Origin of the sequence: Caulobacter sp. 73W (assembly GCF_041021955.1) — a bacterium.
Classification (GTDB): domain Bacteria; phylum Pseudomonadota; class Alphaproteobacteria; order Caulobacterales; family Caulobacteraceae; genus Caulobacter.
Map to the genome: position 1 here is coordinate 3,731,264 of NZ_CP158375.1, position 17,013 is coordinate 3,748,276.

Below are 17,013 nucleotides of genomic sequence, written 5' to 3' on the forward strand. Positions count from 1 at the left end.
GGGACAAACTGTTGCGGACGGGCCGTGCAAACGGGCCGTCGATGCGGGAGCCGGCCGTTAGAGCCGTCGCCGCGGAGGAGCCTAAAGGACGTGACTATGACCAGACTGACTCGCCGCGGCGCCCTTGGCGCGACCCTGCTCGGAGCCGGCGCGGCCGCCTTGCCTCCCGTCGCCGCGGAGGCTCAGACGGGCCTTGGCCGCCTGCCGACGAAAGCGTCCGGCGGCCGCCGCTGGGGCAAGACCTTCGAAGGGCAGCGCAAGGCCGACCTTGGCAACGGCACGTTCCTCAATCCGATCCTGGCCGGGGACCACCCCGACCCGTCGATCCTCAAGGACGGCGCTGACTACTACATGACGTTCTCGTCGTTCGACGCCTATCCGGGCGTGCCGATCTGGCATAGCCGCGACCTGGTGAACTGGACGCCGGTGACCACGGCCCTGACGACCAATGTCGGCTCCATCTGGGCGCCCGAACTGATCAAGCACCAGGGCCGCTTCTACATCTACCTGCCGGCCAAGTTCCCCGACAACAACACCAGCTACGTGATCTGGTCCGACAAGATTGAAGGCCCGTGGAGCGAGCCGATCGACCTGAAGCTACCGCGCTATATCGACCCCGGCCACGCGGTGGACGCTGACGGCACGCGCTGGCTGTTCCTGTCGGGCGGCGACCGCATCAAGCTGGCGCCGGACGGCCTGTCGACTGTCGGCAAGCCAGAGCACGTCTATGATCCCTGGCGCTATCCGGAAGACTGGGAGGTCGAGGGCTTCTCTCCCGAAGGCCCCAAGATCACGAAGCATGGCGACTACTATTACCTGATCACCGCCGTGGGCGGCACGGCGGGTCCGCCGACCGGCCACATGGTCATCGTCGCGCGCTCCAAGTCCCTGGCCGGCCCGTGGCAGGACGATCCGCGCAACCCGGTGGTCCGCACCGAGAACAATTCGGAGATGTGGTGGTCGCGCGGTCACGCCACCCTGGTCGAGGGGCCGTCCGGCGACTGGTGGTGCGTCTATCATGGCTATGAAAACGGCTTCTACACCCTGGGCCGCCAGGCGCTTCTCGCGCCGGTGACCTGGACCAAGGACGGCTGGTTCACCGTCGGCGGCGGCGACCTGTCCAAGCCGATGCCCAAGCCCAGGGGCGGTCAGGCCGTCACTCACGGCATGGCGCTGTCGGACGACTTCTCGACCGACAAGTACGGCATGCAGTGGAACTTCTTCGATCCCGCCAAGGACGAGGGCAAGCGCATCAAGCGCGCCAATGGCATGCTAGAGCTGACCGCCACGGGCGAGGCGCCGTCCACCTCGTCGCCGCTGATCTTCGTCAATGGCGACCAGGCCTATGAGATCGAGTGCGAGATCGAGATCGATCCGGGCGTCCGCGCCGGCCTGATCCTATTCTATGACCGCAAGCTCTATTGCGGCCTGGGCTTCGACCCGAAGAACTTCGTCACTCACCAGTATGGAATCGAGCGCGGCCGTCCGGCCAATCCGCACGGCCAGCGCATGATCATGCGCCTGCGCAACGACCGCCATATCGTCAGCTTCCACACCAGCGGCGACGGCGGAAAGACCTGGAAGCGGTTCGACCGGGGCATGGAAGTCAGCGGCTACCACCACAATGTCCGCGGCGGCTTCATGATGCTCAAGCCCGGCCTGTACGCCGCCGGCAAGGGCTCGGCCCGCTTCCGCAACTTCAAGTACCGGGCGCTCGACTGATGAAGACGATGATCGCAACCGCCGTGGCCAGCCTGGCGCTGGCCGGCTCCGCCATGGCTCAGGCCGCGGCTGAGCCGCCCCAGTTCAGGGCGGTGAAGATCGTGCTGGTGGGCGACTCCACCACCGCCGTGCAGGGCGGCTGGGGACCCAGCTTCTGCGGCAAGCATGTGATGTCGGCCGTGGCCTGCGTGAACCTCGCCCGGGGCGGGCGCAGCAGCGGCAGCTACCGCGCCGAGGGCTCGTGGAACGTGGCGCTGAGCGAGATGAAGTCCGGGGGCTTCGTGGCCACCTACGTGCTTATCCAGTTCGGTCACAATGACCAGCCGGGCAAGCCGGGGCGGTCCACCGACCTGGCCACCGAGTTCCCCGTCTATCTGAAGCGCTATGTGGAGGAGGTGCGGGCCGCCGGGGCCACCCCGGTGCTGCTGACGCCCCTGACACGCCGGCAGTTCAAGGACGGCAAGTTGATCCGCGACCTGGAGCTTTGGGCCGAGGCGACCCGCAAGGTGGCGGTCGAGACCAACACGCCGCTGCTCGACCTGCACAAGCTTAGCGCCGACGCCGTCGACGCCATGGGCGCGGCCGAGGCGACCCGCTTCGCGCAGGTTCCGCCCTCGGCGGAGGTCCTGGCCGCCGCCCGCACGGGCACGACCATCGCCGCCCAACCGACCACGCCCGCCGCCGCCGCTGCGATAGCGAGCGCGCCCAACCCGCCGCAGCAGAACAACGCCGCGGTCGAACCCATGGGCGCGGCCAAGCTGTCCTTCGACTACACCCATCTGGGCGAGGCGGGGGCGGACTACTTCGCCGCCATGGTCACGGCGGGCCTGGCCCAGGCCGTTCCCGCCCTGCGGCGCGACCTGATCCCCTAGGCCTTCTTGAACCCGCGCAGGATGTTGGCCTCGGTGCTCAGCTGCAGCTGGCCGTAGTCGATGCGGCGGCAGTTGGCGAACATCAGGTAGTAGTATTTCATCTGCTCGGACCACCAGTAGCCGGGGCAGTTGTCGCGCTGCTTCATCGGCCGCGTGGTGATGTCCTCCAGCGCCGTATAGCCATAGGCCGCGCGGCTGGTGGCCTTCATCTGGCGATAGTGGATGGCCGTCAGCTGGCGATAACGCTCGTTCCGGTCGCCCAGCCACAGGTTCAGGCAGGCGTCGGGATATTCCGGGCGCAGGCCCGTGTGCTTGCGGCGCGGCTGGCGGGTGGCGACGTCGATGGACTCCGGAATGATCCCGTAGGTCGCCTGCATCTCGGTGAATGAGGCGAGATAGTCGTCGCCTTCCTTCTTTCTGCCGACCTGACCCAGCAGGCCGGCCAGATAGGCGGCCAGCTCGCTCTGGGTCGTGGAGGTCGCTTCGCCGGTTTCGAAATCCACCTGCGGGAACCACAGGCGGCCGTCATAGCGCTTGGCCTGACGCTTCAGGATCGCGTCGGTGGTCTCTGCGGACCAGCGGCGGCAGTCCTCGTCACCGAACAGCTCCCAGGCGTCCCAGAGATATTCGTAGAAGCTGTCTGCATAGACATCGATGCTGGCGACGCGGCTGGTGAACTCGCCCGTCTCGGCGTGGATGTTGGCGGCCATCAGGCCGATCTTCGAGCGGCGGTCCAGGGCGTGTTTCATCGCCCGCTTGGCCATGTCGAAGTACTTGGGATCGCCGGTCAGCCGGCTCAGCATCCCAAACTCGGTGATGTAGGTGCCGATCTCCGCCAGGTTGGTCATCGGATCGCGCACCGCCCCCGTGCGCAGGTTCACATAGCGCCAGGGCAAGCCGTGGGGCGACGCCTCGAACGCCTTGGCCAGCCGGTCGGCCAGATCCTTGGCCTTGGCCAGCAGCACCGGATCGCCGCAGGCCAGGTGAGCCGAGATCAGGCCGCCGACCAGGCGGATGTTGGTCTCGAAGACCTGGGCGTCGCCATCGACGTCGAAAGTCAGGCTGGTCTTCACCCAGTCGAGACCCCGCTGGAACTCCTCGTCCAGCTCCATGATCCACAAGGTGTCCAGCGCCTCGACCAACGACAGGCCCAGATCATGGCCCTTGATGAAGAACGACTGCGAGGTCCCGCTGACCGGGTTGATCTCGTCCTTGCCCCACGCCTTGGCGACGTAATGACGCCAGGCCCATTGGAATTCGGACTTCACGTCCGCGCCCAGGGCGGCCCAGTCCTCCGTCGGTGCGGCGAAGGCGGGCGCGGCGCTCGAGGCGGCGAGCAGGGCAAGAGCGTGGCGGCGGGTGAGGGGACTCAGCTTCATGCCAGGACCTTAGGGGGCGATCCCGGCGCGCGCCAAGCTAGTCGCGCTGCTTGGGCCGTCCGCGCGTCCGCGGGGCCTCGCGCTCGATGGCGACGGCCCCGACCAGCCGGTGGTCGGCGTCCAGAATCGGGAAGATCTGGATCGCGCAGCGATAGGTTTCGCCCGACTTGCGATAGTTCAGCAGCGTCGTCTCGTGCGGTTTGCCCGCCCGCAGCGCCTTGCGCATGTCCGCCCGCGCCGCCGCGCTGGTCTGCGGTCCCTGGAACATCTTGGGCGACTGGCCCAGCATCTCCCGCAGCGAAAAGCCCGTCATCCGTTCGAAGGCGGGATTGGCGTAGGTGATGTACGGACCGTCGTCGTCGATTCGGCCGTCCGTGACGACAACTCCGTAATCGGCTTCATGAGCCAGGGCGGTGACAAGATCAGCGAATGACATGGCGAGATGGCGTTTACGACAACTTGGTAAATTAGGAAATTGGTAACCGTCTCTTTTGGCTGAAATCCTTGGTCGGGCCTATCTGAGGTTGTGAATAACCGGGATACTGCATAGGTTCAGCTGCTAATTAGGGCGTTGTTAACTTGCGAGCTTCAGTAGGCGGGTGAAGGACGCCGGGACGTTATCGCGGCGCTGGCTTAAAGGAGCTTGCAGATGGCGTTCTTCGGAAAAGGCCGTATTCACCCCGAACTTGCTGCGCGTGTCGCCGAGCTCGAGGCCGCGAACGCCGCCATCGACCGCTCGCAGGCGGTGATCGAGTTCAATCTCGACGGCACCATCCTGACCGCCAACAAGAACTTCCTCGACACGATGGGTTACGGCCTGTCCGACATCCAGGGGCGGCATCACCGGATGTTCGTCACCGCCGACTACGCCCAGACCGAGGAATACCGCAGCTTCTGGAGCCGCCTGGCCCAGGGCGAGTTCTTCTCGGGCAAGTTCCAGCGAGTCGGCAAGGGCGGCGCGGACGTCTGGATCCAGGGCGCCTACAACCCGATCTTCGACGCCGAGGGCAAGCCCTACAAGGTCATCAAGTTCGCCAACGACATCTCCGACGTCGAGGCCGAGCGCACCCGTCATGACGCCGAGCGCCAGCGTTCGGAAGAAGAGCAGGACGGCGTGGTCACCGCCCTGGCCGATGGTCTGGCCCGTCTGGCCGAGGGCGACCTGGCCGTGAAGATCGAGACCGCCATGCGCGGCCGCTATCAGCGCATCAAGGATGACTTCAACAGCGCCGCCGCCAGCCTGCGCGACGCGATGCAAGGCATCTCGGTCGCTGCAGGCGGTCTGCGCCGGGGCTCGGACGAGATCGCCAACGTCACCGACGATCTGGCCCGCCGCACCGAACAGCAGGCCGCGCGCCTGGAAGAGACCGCCGCCACCCTCGACGAGATCACCGTGACGGTGAAGCGCAGCGCCCAAGGCGCGGTCCAGGCCTCTTCGGCCGCCACCGGCGCCCGTACCGACGCCGAGAACTCGGGCGCGGTCATGCGCGAGGCGGTCAACGCCATGGGCGAGATCAAGCAGAGTTCGGGCCAGATCGGCAACATCATCGGGGTGATCGACGAGATCGCTTTCCAGACCAACCTTCTGGCTCTGAACGCCGGCGTCGAGGCCGCGCGGGCGGGTGAGGCCGGCAAGGGCTTCGCGGTGGTCGCGTCGGAAGTGCGGGCCCTCGCCCAGCGCTCGGCTGAAGCGGCCAAGGAGATCAAGACCCTGATCGCCAACAGCTCGGCCCAGGTCGAGCGGGGCGTCAAGCTGGTGGCCGACACCGGCGAGGCCCTGGGCGACATCGTCACCAAGGTGGCCGAGATCGACGCCCTGATCTCCGAGATCGCCAGTTCCTCGCAGGAGCAGTCGACCGGCCTTCATGAGGTGAATACGGCCGTCAACCAGATGGACCAGGTCACCCAGCAGAACGCCGCCATGGTCGAGGAGGTCGCCGCCTCCGCCAGCAGCCTGAAGGCCGAGGCCGTCGAGCTGGCCGGCCTGGTCGGCCGCTTCCAGACCGGCCATTCGGAATTCGCCCATTCGGGGAATCGTCGCGCCGCCTAGTCTTTCGATTGCAGAATAGATCTGATCTTTTCTGACAACTGCAAGTGGTGTTTGCGGTCAAGCTGTGATCCGTCAGGAAAAAGCAGCGTTTAATCCTTCGCGCCCATGCGGCGTTGCTTGGATTGAACCGCCAAACCTGGATGGCCGATGCGCTCTATACGCGGCACCTTGACCTATCTGTCCCTGAGCATCAGCGGACTGATCGCCTTCGGCTTCCTGCTGGGCGGGGCCTACATGATCGCCCAGGCGATGCAGTTCACGACGACCGCGGCCGGCATGTTCCTGCTCATCGTCGGTCTGTGGGGGATGATCTCCACCATCCGCCAGATGCTGATCATGTGGAAATACGCCCACATGCCGCGTCACTCCTGGAAGCAGCGCGAAGGCTGATCCGCGCTAGTGCTGGCTGGCCAGCACCACGCCCAGCAGCACCGCCACATAGTGTAGGCACGCGCCGCCGATGACGTGGCCGTGCCAGATCGCCCGGCGGAAGCGCAGCTTCTTCATCAGGTAGAAGACGACGCCGGTGGAATAGATCACGCCGCCCAAGGCCAGCATCAGCAGGGCGGGCCAAGACAGGCCCTGGATCATCGGCTTGATCGCCACCAGAACGAGCCAACCCAGCGCCAGGTACAACACCACCCAGAAGCGGCGGTCCAGGCCCGACAGGAACAGCTTACCCAGCGCCCCGACGCCCGCGATGGTCCACACCGCCGCCGTCATCCCGATCGACCACGCGCCGGTCAGGTTGTGCAGGGTGAAGGGCGTGTAGGAGCCGGCGATCATCAGGAAGATGCCCGCATGGTCCAGCCGGCGCAGGACCGGCCGCCATTCCGGCTTGGCGAAGTTGTAGGCGGTCGAGAAGCCCAGCATGCAGACCAGGCCCACGGCGTAGATGGACACCGCCACGATCTGGTCCAGCGACCCACGGCCCACCGCCAGGCCAAGCAACGTCCCGCCGCCGAACAGCGCCAGCACCAGGCCGGAGATGTGGACGATCAGGTCGGCGCACTTGGCGCCGGGCGTGGGGTAGTGGCGGGGCGGGATGACGCTGGGCAGGGACATGGGAGGGGACTCGACTGGGAAACGCCGACGTTTCTACGGACCACTCTGGACCATTTTGCGACGCAGCACACCCCGACCGCGCGAAGATCAGCCCTTGAGCGTCAGCGGCAGGCCGGCTGCGACGAAAATCACACGGTCGACGGCCTGGGCCAGGCGCTGGTGAAGCCGCCCGGCCTCGTCCCGGAACCGCCGCGCCAGGGCGTTGTCCGGCACGATGCCCAGGCCCACCTCGTTGGACACCAGCCACAGCGGGCAGGGGGCCTCCGCCGCCGTCGCGATCAACATGTCGGCCGCCGCCGTCACGTCCTGCTCGGCCAGCATCAGGTTGCTCAGCCACAGGGTCAGGCAGTCGACCACGGCCACATCCTCCGCCGTCAGGGCGTCCAGCGCCGCCGGCAGGTCGTGCGTCGCCTCGACCGTGGTCCACAGGTCGCCGCGGTCGTCGCGATGCCTGGCGATCCGCGCCGCCATCTCGTCGTCAAAGGCCTGGGCCGTAACGATCATCACCAGCCGGCCGCCGTGCGCGCGCGCCTGGGCCTCCGCCGCTGTTTGGGCGAGGGCGCTCTTACCCGAACGGGCGCCGCCAAGAACGAGAGTGGTCGTCATGCCGTCACATTGACCGTTTGCGCCGCAGCATAGTAGGGCTTGTTCCGCGACAGGTTCCCCGAGCGATCGGGGATGAAAAGGGAACTCGGGTGTGAAACCCGGGCTGCCCCCGCAACTGTAAGCGGCGAGCCTGCGCGTCATATGCCACTGGACCTCGGTCTGGGAAGGCGACGCGCAACAGGTGATGACCCGCGAAGCCAGGAGACCTGCCTGCCGCAGTCGTTCTTCGAGCCGCCGGGGTGCGCGGTCCGAACGGGTCTTCCCGCGTGACGACAACGAGAAAAACCTGCGCTGGGCGCGGGCGTTGTCGGCTGTCCGTCATCGCTCGCGTCACGGCGTGCATCACGATGGGGACTACCTGATGAACCGACTGATCCATTCCGTTTCCGCCGCGGCGCTGCTGTTCGCGGCCGCGCCCGCCCTGGCCGACCAGGTCGCGCCGGAGGCCGACGTCGCCGGCCGCGCCGGGACCAACGCTGCCGCCGTCGACCAGGTGGTGGTGACCGCCACCCGCTCGCCGCAGAAGGCCGAGAAGATCGGCTCCACCGTCACCGTGCTGGACGAACAGTACATCGAAGACAGCCAGCGCCTGGCCGTGGTCGAACTGCTGCAGGAAACGCCCGGCGTGACCTTCGTCCGCAACGGCGGTCCGGGCACGACCACCAGCGTGTTCATCCGCGGCGCCGAAAGCCAGCACACCGTCGCCATCATCGACGGCGTGAAGCTGAATGACCCGTCGTCCACCCAGGGCGGCTTCAACTTCGGCAACCTGCTGATCGGCGACGTCTCGCGCATCGAAATCCTGCGCGGCGCCCAATCGACCCTGTGGGGCAGCCAGGCCATCGGCGGCGTGGTCAACATCGTGACCCGCGAACCCTCCAAGCCGTTCGAGGCCTCGGCCGACGTCGAGGGCGGCGCCCGTGACACCGCCTCGGTCCGTGGCGGCATGGGCGGCGCCGGCGAGCGCCTAAGCTGGCGCGTGGCCGGCAGCTACTTCACCACCGACGGCTTCTCGGCCTACGCCACGGGCAAGGAAGCCGACGGTTACCAGAACACCGGCCTGTCGGGCCGCGCCCGCCTGAAGATCACCGAGGATGTCTCGGCCGAGGTCCGTTCGGTCTGGTCCAAGGGAAAGAACGACTTCGACGCCTTCAACGGCGACTCCGCCGAGTTCGCCCGCACCGAGGAGCTGGTGGTCTATACCGGCCTGAACGTCGCCCTGCTGGAAGGCCGCCTGCAGAACCGCCTGGCCTTCGCCTATACCGACACCGACCGCGAGAACCTGAACCCGGGCCGTCCCGCCCAGCCGCTGACCTTCGACGCGGCCGGCAAGAACAAGCGCTGGGAATACCAGGGCACATTCGCGATCACCGAAGGCTTCAACGCCGTGTTCGGCACCGAGACCGAGAACTCGCGCATGCGCACCCGCTCGCCCTCGGCCAGCAACGCCAACCCGCCCTTCGTGCGCGGCAAGGCCGGCCTGGACAGCGTCTATGTCCAGCTGCAGGGCGAGGTCGCGCCCGGCCTGACCCTGACCGGCGGCCTGCGCTACGACAGCCATGACACCTATGGCGACAAGACCCTGGGTTCGGCCGCCGCGGCCTGGGCCCTGAACGAAGGCAACACCATCCTGCGCGCCAGCTTCGGCCAGGGCTTCCGCGCCCCGGGCCTGTACGAGCTATACAGCGAATACGGCAATTTGGCCCTGAGCCCGGAGTTGTTCGACGCCTGGGACGCCGGCATCGAGCAGAAGCTGCTGGGCGGCGCGGCGACGGTCTCGGCCACCTACTTCCACCGCGAGGCGGACAACGAGATCCGCTACAACGGCTGCTCCACCGGCACGACCGATCCGATGTGCTTTATCGGCGGCGTCCAGCGCTTCGGCTACTACAAAAGCGTTCTGAAGACCGAGGCGCAAGGCGTTGAATTTGCTGGCCGCCTGTCGGTCGGAGACCGCCTGACCCTGAACGGCAACTACACCTGGACCGACGCCGAGAACCGCTCCGGCGGCGCGGCCGGCAAACAGCTGGTTCGCCGTCCGGAGAACCAGGGCTTCGCCTCGGCGACCTACCTGTGGCCGGTGGGCCTGTCGACCACGGCGGCTGTCCGCTACGTCGGCAAGACCTGGAACAACGACGCCAACACCCAGGTGGTGAAGAGCTACACCGTGGTGGACTTCCGGGCCTCCTATCCGGTCAACGAGACCTACGAGGTCTTCGGCCGGGTCGAGAACGCCTTTGACGAAAACTACCAGACGGTCCTCAACTACGGCACGCCGGGACGTGGGGCCTTCGTCGGCGTCCGCGCGCGCTTCTAGGAGACGATTGGTGATCCGCGGCTTCAGTCGTCATGGCGGAAGGTTGGCCCAGGCTCGGGCCGCCTATCCCCATGCGCCGGGGCCGTGGATCGACCTGTCGACCGGGATCAATCCGCATCCGTGGACGGGGCGGCGGGCGATGTCCGCCGACCTGTCCCGCCTGCCGGACCCCGAGGCGGTGAGGGCGCTGGAGGCCTCGGCCGCCCGCGCCTTCGGCCTGTCGGATATCGGCCGCATCGCGGCGGTGGCGGGGGCCGAAACCGGCCTGCGCCTGCTGCCGATCCTCACTGGCGCGCGCAGCGTCGCCATCGTCGGCCCGACCTACAGCGGTCATGCCGAGGCCTGGATGGCGGCCGACGCGCAGGTGATCGAGGCGTCGCCGGGCGCGATCCCGGACGCTGACGCCGTGGTCATCGTCAATCCAAACAATCCTGATGGATCAATTGTTTCCATCGATATCCTGACGGGAATTCTGGATCGCCAGGCGGCTCGTGGCGGCTGGTTGATCGTCGATGAGTCCTTCATCGACACCATGCCCGATCTCAGCATCGCGGCGCGCCCAGGAGGGCGTCTTGTCGTCCTCCGTTCGTTCGGAAAGTTCTACGGCCTGCCGGGCGTTCGCCTGGGCTTTGTTCTCGGTGACGCCGATCTCATCGCTCGTCTGAAACAGCTCACCGGCGACTGGCCGGTCAGCGCCGAGGCGATCGCCGCCGGCGCCGCCTATGACGACGCCGGCTGGGCCGACGACATGCGCGCCAAGCTGGGCCGAGACGCACGCCGCCTGCACCGCACCCTGACCGAGGCCGGCCTGAAGGTGATCGGCGGCACCGACCTGTTCCGCCTCGCCGCCGCGCCAAAGGCCGACCGGCTGTTCGATCACCTCTGCCGGGCGGGCATCCTGACCCGCCCGTTCGCCGACGCGCCGGACTTCCTGCGCTTCGGCATTCCGCCGCTCGGCGCCTGGAAGCGCCTGGAGCAAGCCCTGGAGGCGGCATGAACGACCTGACTCGCAGGACCGCCGTCGCCGGGCTCGCCGCGGCGGCCGTCGCATCGCCGGCCCTGGCCGCCGGCCCGCCGCGCCGCATCGTCTCCATGAACGCCTGCCTGGACACGGTTCTGGTGCGGGTGGCCGACCGCAACCAGATCGCCGCCCTCAGCCACTACGCGCGCGATCCCCACGGCTCGACCATTGTCGACATCGCCCGCACGCTGCCCTTCACCTATGAGACGGCGGAGGAGGTGGTGGCCCTGAACCCCGATCTGGTGATCTCCAGCGCCCACTCGTCCCTGGCGACGCGCAACGCGCTCAAGCGCCTGGGCGTGCGTCAGGAGCGGTTCAGCGTCCCCGACACCCTCGCCGACAGCTACGCCCAGATACGGGAGGTCGCGGCCCTGGTCGGCCACCCCCGACGCGCCGAGACGCTGATCGCCCGTATCGATGCGGCGATCGCCGCCGCCCGGCCGCGCCCCGGTCAGCGTCGCCTGACCGCCGCGATCTTCGAGCCGCACGGCCTCACCGCCGGCAGCGGCACCCTGGTCAGCGAGATGATGGAGCGCTGCGGCTTCGAGAACGTGGCCAGCCGATACGGCCTCAAGAAGTGGGGCAACATCGCCCTGGAGCATCTGGTCTCCGATCCGCCGCAGGTCCTGCTGGCCGGCGAGGCCTCGCCCGGCTCGGCCACCTGGGCCGAGCGCATCGTCGCGCATCCGGCCCTGCGCCGGGTCAGCGACCGCATGCATCGCGCCAACTTCCCGACCCGGCTGCTCTACTGCGGCGGCCCGGTCCTGATCCACACCGTCGCGGCCCTCGCCAAGGCTCGCCAAGACGCTCTCCGGAAGTTCGCATGACGCTCAAACAGCCGCCCGCTCGGCTCTATGCCGGCCTGGGGATCGCCCTCCTGATCCTCTTCGTCGCCAGCCTGTTCGTGGGCAGGGTCTGGGCGCCCCTGAGCGCCTTCGTCGATCGCGGCGACCCCCGGTGGCCGATCATCTTCGACCTGCGCCTGCCGCGCACCATCCTGGGAATGGCGGTCGGCGCGGCGCTCGGCGCCAGCGGCGCCGTGATGCAGGGCTATACCCGCAACCCGCTGGCCGCGCCGGACATCCTTGGCGTTTCCTCCCTGGCCGCGCTCGGGGCGGTGATCACCCTCTATTTCAGCATGGGCGAGGCGTCGTTCTGGGCCCTGCCGATCGGCGCCATGATCGGCGCGGTGGCGGGCGTCCTGCTGCTTCTGCTGCTGGCCGGCGCCGCATCCAGCATCGTGACCTTCATCCTGGCCGGCGCGATCCTGCAGATCATCGCCTCCGCCGGGGTCTCCCTGGCCCTGTCCTTGGCGCCCAACCCCTGGGCGGTCAGCGAGATCATCAACTGGCTGCTGGGCTCACTCGCCGATCGGAGCATTGATGAGGTTCGCTTCGCCGTGCCGTTCATCAGCCTGGGGCTGGTCCTGATGCTGACCCTGACCCGTCCGCTGGACGCCCTGACCCTGGGCGACGTCGGCGCCCGGTCGCTGGGCGTGGACCTGAACCGCGCGCGCCTGATGCTGGCGCTCGGCGTCGGCCTCGCCGTCGGCGCCAGCACGGCGGTGACCGGCATGATCGGCTTCGTCGGCCTGATGACGCCGCACCTGCTGCGGCCGTTCGTGGGTTCGCGGCCGGGCGCGCTGATCTTGCCCAGCGCCATCGGCGGGGCGGTGATCGTCCTCGCCGCCGACATCGTCGTCCGCCTCATCCCCGCCGCGGCCGAGGTGAAGCTCGGCGTCGCCATGGCCGCCATCGGCGGGCCGTTCTTCCTCGCCCTGCTCATCCGCCTGCGCCGGAGGATCGCATGACCCCCGAACTTGGCTTTTCCGACATCCATGTGCGCCTGGGGGACAAGCCCGTGCTGGAAGGCGTCTCCGCCGATCTGCGCCCGGGTGAGGTGACCGCCATCGTCGGCCCGAACGGCGCGGGCAAGTCGACCCTGCTGGCCTGCCTGGCGGGGTTGCGTCGTCCCGACCAGGGCCTGGCGCGGCTGAACGGCGTCGGCGTCCTGGAGGTCTCCGCCCGCGAGCGCGGCCGCCGCATCGGTTTTCTGCCTCAGTCGCCCGAGGTCGCCTGGGCGGTCGAGGCGCGCACCCTGGTGGGCCTGGGCCGCATTCCCTTCGCCGGCTCCTGGGGTCTGACCGCCGAGGACGAGGCCGCCGTGACGCGCGCTATGACCAAGGCCGACGTCACCCGGTTCGCCGCGCGCACCGTCACCACCCTGTCCGGCGGCGAGCTGGCCCGCGTGCTGATCGCCCGCGCCCTGGCGGGAGAGCCGCAATGGCTGCTGGCGGACGAGCCCCTGGCCGGCCTCGACCCGGGCCACCAGCTCGATGCCGCCGCCCTGTTCCGCGCCTTGGCGGACGAGGGGAAGGGGGTTGTCGTCACCCTGCACGACCTGCCCATGGCCATGAAGCTGGCCGACCGCGTCATCGTCCTGGCCGACGGCCGCATCCTGGCCGACGGCCCGCCGGTCGAGGCCTTGGCGCCGCCGATCCTGTCCGCCGCCTATGGGGTTACGGCGCGGTTCGCCGAGGGCGGCCACGGTCCGCTGATCGAGATCATCGGACGCCATGGCTGACACGCTGCTGGTCCTTGGCGCGGCCCTCGTCGAGGGGCTGGTCGGCTATCCGGACCGGCTGCACAGGCGGCTGCCCCATCCCGTCGCCTGGCTGGGCGCGGCTATCGATTGCTGCGAGCGGCGCTGGAACGATCCCTCACGGCCGGAACAGTCCCGCCGCCTGCTCGGTGTCGCCACGGTGCTGCTGGTCGCCGGCGGCGCGGCGCTGGTCGGGGCGCTGCTGCACAACCTGCTGGGCGAAGCCTACCTGGGCGTCCTGCTCCTTATGATCCTGGGTTCACTCGGACTGGCCGCCCGCAGCCTCTACGACCACGTCGCCGCCGTCTTGAAGGCGACCGATCTCGACGCCGCCCGCGCCGCCGTCGGCCGTATCGTCGGTCGTGACACCGATGCGCTGGACGAGGCGGGCGTCGCCGCCGCGGCGCTGGAAAGCCTGGCCGAGAGCTTCTGCGACGGCTTCGTGGCGCCGATGTTCTGGTTCCTGGTCGGCGGCCTGGGCGGTCTGTTCGCCTACAAAGCGGTCAACACCGCCGACAGCATGATCGGCCATCGGGAGGAACGCTGGCGCGCCTTCGGCTGGTTCGCGGCCCGCACCGACGACGTCATGAACTGGATCCCCGCCCGTATAGCCGGCGCCCTGGTCGCCCTGGCGGCGGGGGGAGGGTGGCGCGCCATGTTTCGCGACGCCCGCAAGCACGCCTCGCCCAACGCCGGCTGGCCCGAGGCCGCCATGGCCGGGGGGCTGGGCGTCCGCCTTGGCGGCGACGCGACCTATGACGGCGCGGCGCACCAGCGACCGATCTTCGGCGATGGTCCCGCGCCCGCCATGGCCGATCTGAAACGCGGACTTGGCGTCTACCTGCGAGCCTGTGCGATCCTGGCGGCGATGTTGCTGGTCGGAGGCCTCGCTTGGCCGCGTTGATGATCCAGGGCTGCGGCTCGGACGTGGGCAAGTCGGTGCTGGTCGCCGGCCTTTGCCGCCTGTTCGCCAATCGCGGCCTCACCGTGCGGCCGTTCAAGCCGCAGAACATGTCCAACAACGCCGCCGTCACCGCCGACGGGGGCGAGATCGGCCGCGCCCAGGCCTTGCAGGCCATCGCCTGCCGCACGCCCCTGACCGTCCACATGAACCCCGTGCTGCTGAAGCCGCAGAGCGACGTCGGCGCCCAGGTGATCGTGCGTGGCCAGATCGCCGGGACCTGGCAGGCGCGCGGCTATCAGGAAAGGAAGGCCGCCCTGCTGGACGTGGTCCTCGACAGCTTCCGCCGGCTGGAGGCCGAAGCCGACCTGGTGATCGTCGAGGGGGCCGGCAGTCCGGCCGAGGTCAACCTGCGCGCCAACGACATCGCGAACATGGGCTTCGCCATCGCCGCCGACGTGCCGGTGGTGCTGGTCGGCGACATCGACCGTGGCCATGTGATCGCCGCCTTGGTCGGCGCCCACGCCGTGCTGGACGAGGCCGACCGGGCGATGATCCGCGGCTTCGTCATCAACAAGTTCCGGGGCGACCCGACCCTGTTCCAGGACGGGCGGACGGAGATCACCGCCCGCACGGGGTGGCCGGACCTGGGCATGGCGCCCTGGCTGGCGACGGCCAAGGCCCTGCCGGCCGAGGACGCCGTGATCCTGGACCGCGCGGCGGCGGGCAAGGGCGGCAAGGTGCGCATCCTTGTGCCCATGCTGTCGCGCATCGCCAATTTCGACGACTTCGATCCCCTGAGGACCGAGCCGTCCGTGGACTTCGCCTTCGTGCCTCCGGGCACGCCGCTGCCGGGCGACGCCGACCTCGTCATCCTTCCGGGGACCAAGGCGACCCTGACGGATCTGGACTTCCTGCGGGGGCAGGGGTGGGACATCGACCTGGCCGCCCACCTGCGCCGGGGCGGACGGGTGCTGGGCGTCTGCGGCGGCTTCCAGATGCTGGGCCGCAAGGTCTCTGATCCGGAGGGGATCGAGGGACCGCCGGGCGAGGCCGAGGGGCTGGGCCTGCTGGACGTCGAGACGGTGCTGACCGGCGACAAGGTGCTGCGTCCGGTCGCCGGCCGTCTGGCCGACGGCGACGCACGGTTCGAAGGCTACGAGATGCACGTCGGTCGCACCCATGGCCAGGGCCTGCAGCGGCCGCTGCTGGTGTTCGACGACGGCGCGGGCGAGGGGGCGGTCAGCGCCGACGGTCGTGTCGCCGGGGCCTATGTCCATGGCCTGTTCAATGCCGGCGAGGTGCGGGCGGCCTTCCTCGCCCAGCTCGGCGCGGCGTCCACGGGCGCGGACCAGGCCGCCGCCGTCGACGCGGCTCTGGACGAGATCGCCAAGATGCTGGAACGGTCGCTCGACATCTCCGCCCTGGCGCGGCTGGCCGGCCTCAAGGATCACCCATGACCATCGCTCCCCTCGACCTGTCGCGTGAGCCGCAGTTCCGCGCCCTGATCGACGGCAAGGCCAAGCCGCCAGGCTCGCTTGGCCAGATCGAGGATCTGGCGGTCCAACTCGCCCTGATCGCCGACCGCCCGGACCCGGACGGGGAGTACGCCCTGCTGCTGGTCTTCGCCGGCGATCACGGCCTGACCGAGTCCGGCGTGTCGGCCTATCCGTCCGAAGTGACCACGGCCATGGTCGCGACCTTCCTAGCCGACCGCGCCAGCGCCAGCGCCTTCGCCCGCGCTGCGGGGGCCAAGGTGCGCGTGGTCGACGCCGGGGTAGCCAGCGACCTGCCGGAGCATGAGCGCCTGATCCAGGCCAAGGTGCGCAAGGGGACGCGCAACGCCGCCGTCGAGCCGGCCCTGACGGCCGAGGAGGTGGAGCAGGCCCTCGAACACGGCGCCCGGATCGCCCGCGACGTGGCGGCCGAGGGTTTCGACATCCTGATGCTGGGCGAGATGGGCATCGGCAACACCGCCTCAGCCGCCCTGATCATGCACCGCCTGACCCCCGCCCCGCTGGACGCCTGCATCGGTCAAGGAACCGGCCATACGCCGGAAGGCATGGCCCGCAAGCGCGCCGCGATCCAGCAGGCCGCCGACCGTTCCGACGCTGTCGCGCCGCTCGACGTCCTGGCGCAGTTCGGCGGGCTGGAGATCGTCATGATGGCGGGCGCCATTCTCGGCGCGGCGCAGGTGCGGCGGCCCGTGGTGGTCGATGGCTTCATCTGCACGGCGGCGGCCCTGGCGGCGGTGCGGATCGAGCCGGCCGTCCGCGACTACCTGATCTTCGCCCATCGCTCCGCCGAGCACGGACACGCCCTGATGCTTGAAGCGTTGGACGCCCGGCCGCTGCTGAACCTGGACATGCGGCTGGGGGAGGGGACCGGCGCCCTATTGGCCCTGCCTATCATACGCGCCGCCGCTCGGCTGCTGACCGACGTGGCCAGCCTCGACGACGTGATGGCGGGGCGGCTCTAG

General features: G+C 68.9%; 16 protein-coding genes and 1 riboswitch. Of the genes, 12 read left to right on the top strand and 4 right to left on the bottom strand.

Annotated features, from left to right (window positions below; translation table 11 throughout):
• Positions 1 to 96 precede the first annotated feature (96 nt).
• A complete protein-coding gene (locus tag ABOZ73_RS17820; RefSeq protein ID WP_369059441.1) occupies positions 97 to 1,722 on the top strand; it encodes a family 43 glycosylhydrolase in 1,626 nt (541 codons plus the stop codon).
• Positions 1,722 to 2,594, top strand: a complete 873-nt coding sequence (locus tag ABOZ73_RS17825) for a rhamnogalacturonan acetylesterase (RefSeq protein ID WP_369059442.1) — start codon at positions 1,722 to 1,724, stop codon at positions 2,592 to 2,594. Before ABOZ73_RS17820 ends, ABOZ73_RS17825 begins: the two co-directional genes overlap by 1 nt.
• Here ABOZ73_RS17825 and ABOZ73_RS17830 read toward each other — a convergent pair.
• Together ABOZ73_RS17830 and ABOZ73_RS17835 are read right to left on the bottom strand one after the other, a co-directional pair.
• Positions 2,591 to 3,973 (bottom strand): glycoside hydrolase family 47 protein, encoded by a 1,383-nt coding sequence (locus ABOZ73_RS17830; RefSeq protein ID WP_369059443.1) that lies wholly within the window; start codon positions 3,971 to 3,973, stop codon positions 2,591 to 2,593. The two genes, ABOZ73_RS17825 and ABOZ73_RS17830, sit on opposite strands and share 4 nt — an antisense overlap.
• A gap of 37 nt (positions 3,974 to 4,010) precedes the next feature.
• The gene (locus ABOZ73_RS17835) at positions 4,011 to 4,409 is read right to left on the bottom strand and encodes a PAS domain-containing protein (RefSeq protein WP_369059444.1); all 399 of its coding nucleotides are present in this window, start codon (positions 4,407 to 4,409) and stop codon (positions 4,011 to 4,013) included.
• Positions 4,410 to 4,622: 213 nt separating this feature from the next.
• Here ABOZ73_RS17835 and ABOZ73_RS17840 point away from each other — a divergent pair, with 213 nt between their 5' ends.
• Both ABOZ73_RS17840 and ABOZ73_RS17845 read left to right on the top strand, forming a co-directional pair.
• The gene (locus tag ABOZ73_RS17840) at positions 4,623 to 6,023 is read left to right on the top strand and encodes a methyl-accepting chemotaxis protein (RefSeq protein ID WP_369059445.1); all 1,401 of its coding nucleotides are present in this window, start codon (positions 4,623 to 4,625) and stop codon (positions 6,021 to 6,023) included.
• Positions 6,024 to 6,170: 147 nt separating this feature from the next.
• Positions 6,171 to 6,413 carry a hypothetical protein gene (locus tag ABOZ73_RS17845; RefSeq protein ID WP_369059446.1) on the top strand — a complete coding sequence of 81 codons (243 nt, stop codon included), beginning with the start codon at positions 6,171 to 6,173 and terminating at the stop codon, positions 6,411 to 6,413.
• Between the two features lie 6 nt (positions 6,414 to 6,419).
• On the opposite strand, the gene ABOZ73_RS17850 is transcribed toward ABOZ73_RS17845, so the two are convergent.
• Together ABOZ73_RS17850 and cobU are read right to left on the bottom strand one after the other, a co-directional pair.
• Positions 6,420 to 7,088 carry a hemolysin III family protein gene (locus tag ABOZ73_RS17850; RefSeq protein ID WP_369059447.1) on the bottom strand — a complete coding sequence of 223 codons (669 nt, stop codon included), beginning with the start codon at positions 7,086 to 7,088 and terminating at the stop codon, positions 6,420 to 6,422.
• Positions 7,089 to 7,175: 87 nt separating this feature from the next.
• On the bottom strand, positions 7,176 to 7,694 hold the full coding sequence (cobU, locus tag ABOZ73_RS17855) for a bifunctional adenosylcobinamide kinase/adenosylcobinamide-phosphate guanylyltransferase (RefSeq protein ID WP_369059448.1): 519 nt from the start codon (positions 7,692 to 7,694) through the stop codon (positions 7,176 to 7,178).
• Between the two features lie 34 nt (positions 7,695 to 7,728).
• Positions 7,729 to 7,923, top strand: a riboswitch (cobalamin riboswitch).
• A gap of 132 nt (positions 7,924 to 8,055) precedes the next feature.
• Between cobU and ABOZ73_RS17860 the strand changes: the two genes are divergently transcribed.
• Genes ABOZ73_RS17860 through cobT form a run of 8 tightly spaced genes read left to right on the top strand, consistent with a single transcriptional unit; the run spans position 8,056 to position 17,013 of the window.
• The gene (locus tag ABOZ73_RS17860) at positions 8,056 to 10,011 is read left to right on the top strand and encodes a TonB-dependent receptor plug domain-containing protein (RefSeq protein ID WP_369059449.1); all 1,956 of its coding nucleotides are present in this window, start codon (positions 8,056 to 8,058) and stop codon (positions 10,009 to 10,011) included.
• 10 nt (positions 10,012 to 10,021) lie between these two features.
• Positions 10,022 to 11,008: a threonine-phosphate decarboxylase CobD gene (gene cobD / locus ABOZ73_RS17865; RefSeq protein ID WP_369059450.1), complete on the top strand. Its 987-nt coding sequence runs from the start codon at positions 10,022 to 10,024 to the stop codon at positions 11,006 to 11,008.
• Positions 11,005 to 11,859: an ABC transporter substrate-binding protein gene (locus ABOZ73_RS17870; protein WP_369059451.1), complete on the top strand. Its 855-nt coding sequence runs from the start codon at positions 11,005 to 11,007 to the stop codon at positions 11,857 to 11,859. The genes cobD and ABOZ73_RS17870 overlap by 4 nt, the downstream gene beginning before the upstream one ends.
• Complete coding sequence (locus ABOZ73_RS17875; protein WP_369059452.1) at positions 11,856 to 12,842, top strand: FecCD family ABC transporter permease; 987 nt, start codon at positions 11,856 to 11,858, stop codon at positions 12,840 to 12,842. The genes ABOZ73_RS17870 and ABOZ73_RS17875 overlap by 4 nt, the downstream gene beginning before the upstream one ends.
• Positions 12,839 to 13,615 carry an ABC transporter ATP-binding protein gene (locus ABOZ73_RS17880; protein ID WP_369059453.1) on the top strand — a complete coding sequence of 259 codons (777 nt, stop codon included), beginning with the start codon at positions 12,839 to 12,841 and terminating at the stop codon, positions 13,613 to 13,615. The genes ABOZ73_RS17875 and ABOZ73_RS17880 overlap by 4 nt, the downstream gene beginning before the upstream one ends.
• On the top strand, positions 13,608 to 14,537 hold the full coding sequence (gene cbiB, locus ABOZ73_RS17885) for an adenosylcobinamide-phosphate synthase CbiB (RefSeq protein WP_369059454.1): 930 nt from the start codon (positions 13,608 to 13,610) through the stop codon (positions 14,535 to 14,537). Before ABOZ73_RS17880 ends, cbiB begins: the two co-directional genes overlap by 8 nt.
• Positions 14,525 to 15,994, top strand: a complete 1,470-nt coding sequence (locus ABOZ73_RS17890; protein WP_369059455.1) for a cobyric acid synthase — start codon at positions 14,525 to 14,527, stop codon at positions 15,992 to 15,994. The genes cbiB and ABOZ73_RS17890 overlap by 13 nt, the downstream gene beginning before the upstream one ends.
• Positions 15,991 to 17,013, top strand: coding sequence for a nicotinate-nucleotide--dimethylbenzimidazole phosphoribosyltransferase (gene cobT, locus ABOZ73_RS17895; protein ID WP_369059456.1), 1,023 nt, complete (start codon positions 15,991 to 15,993; stop codon positions 17,011 to 17,013). Before ABOZ73_RS17890 ends, cobT begins: the two co-directional genes overlap by 4 nt.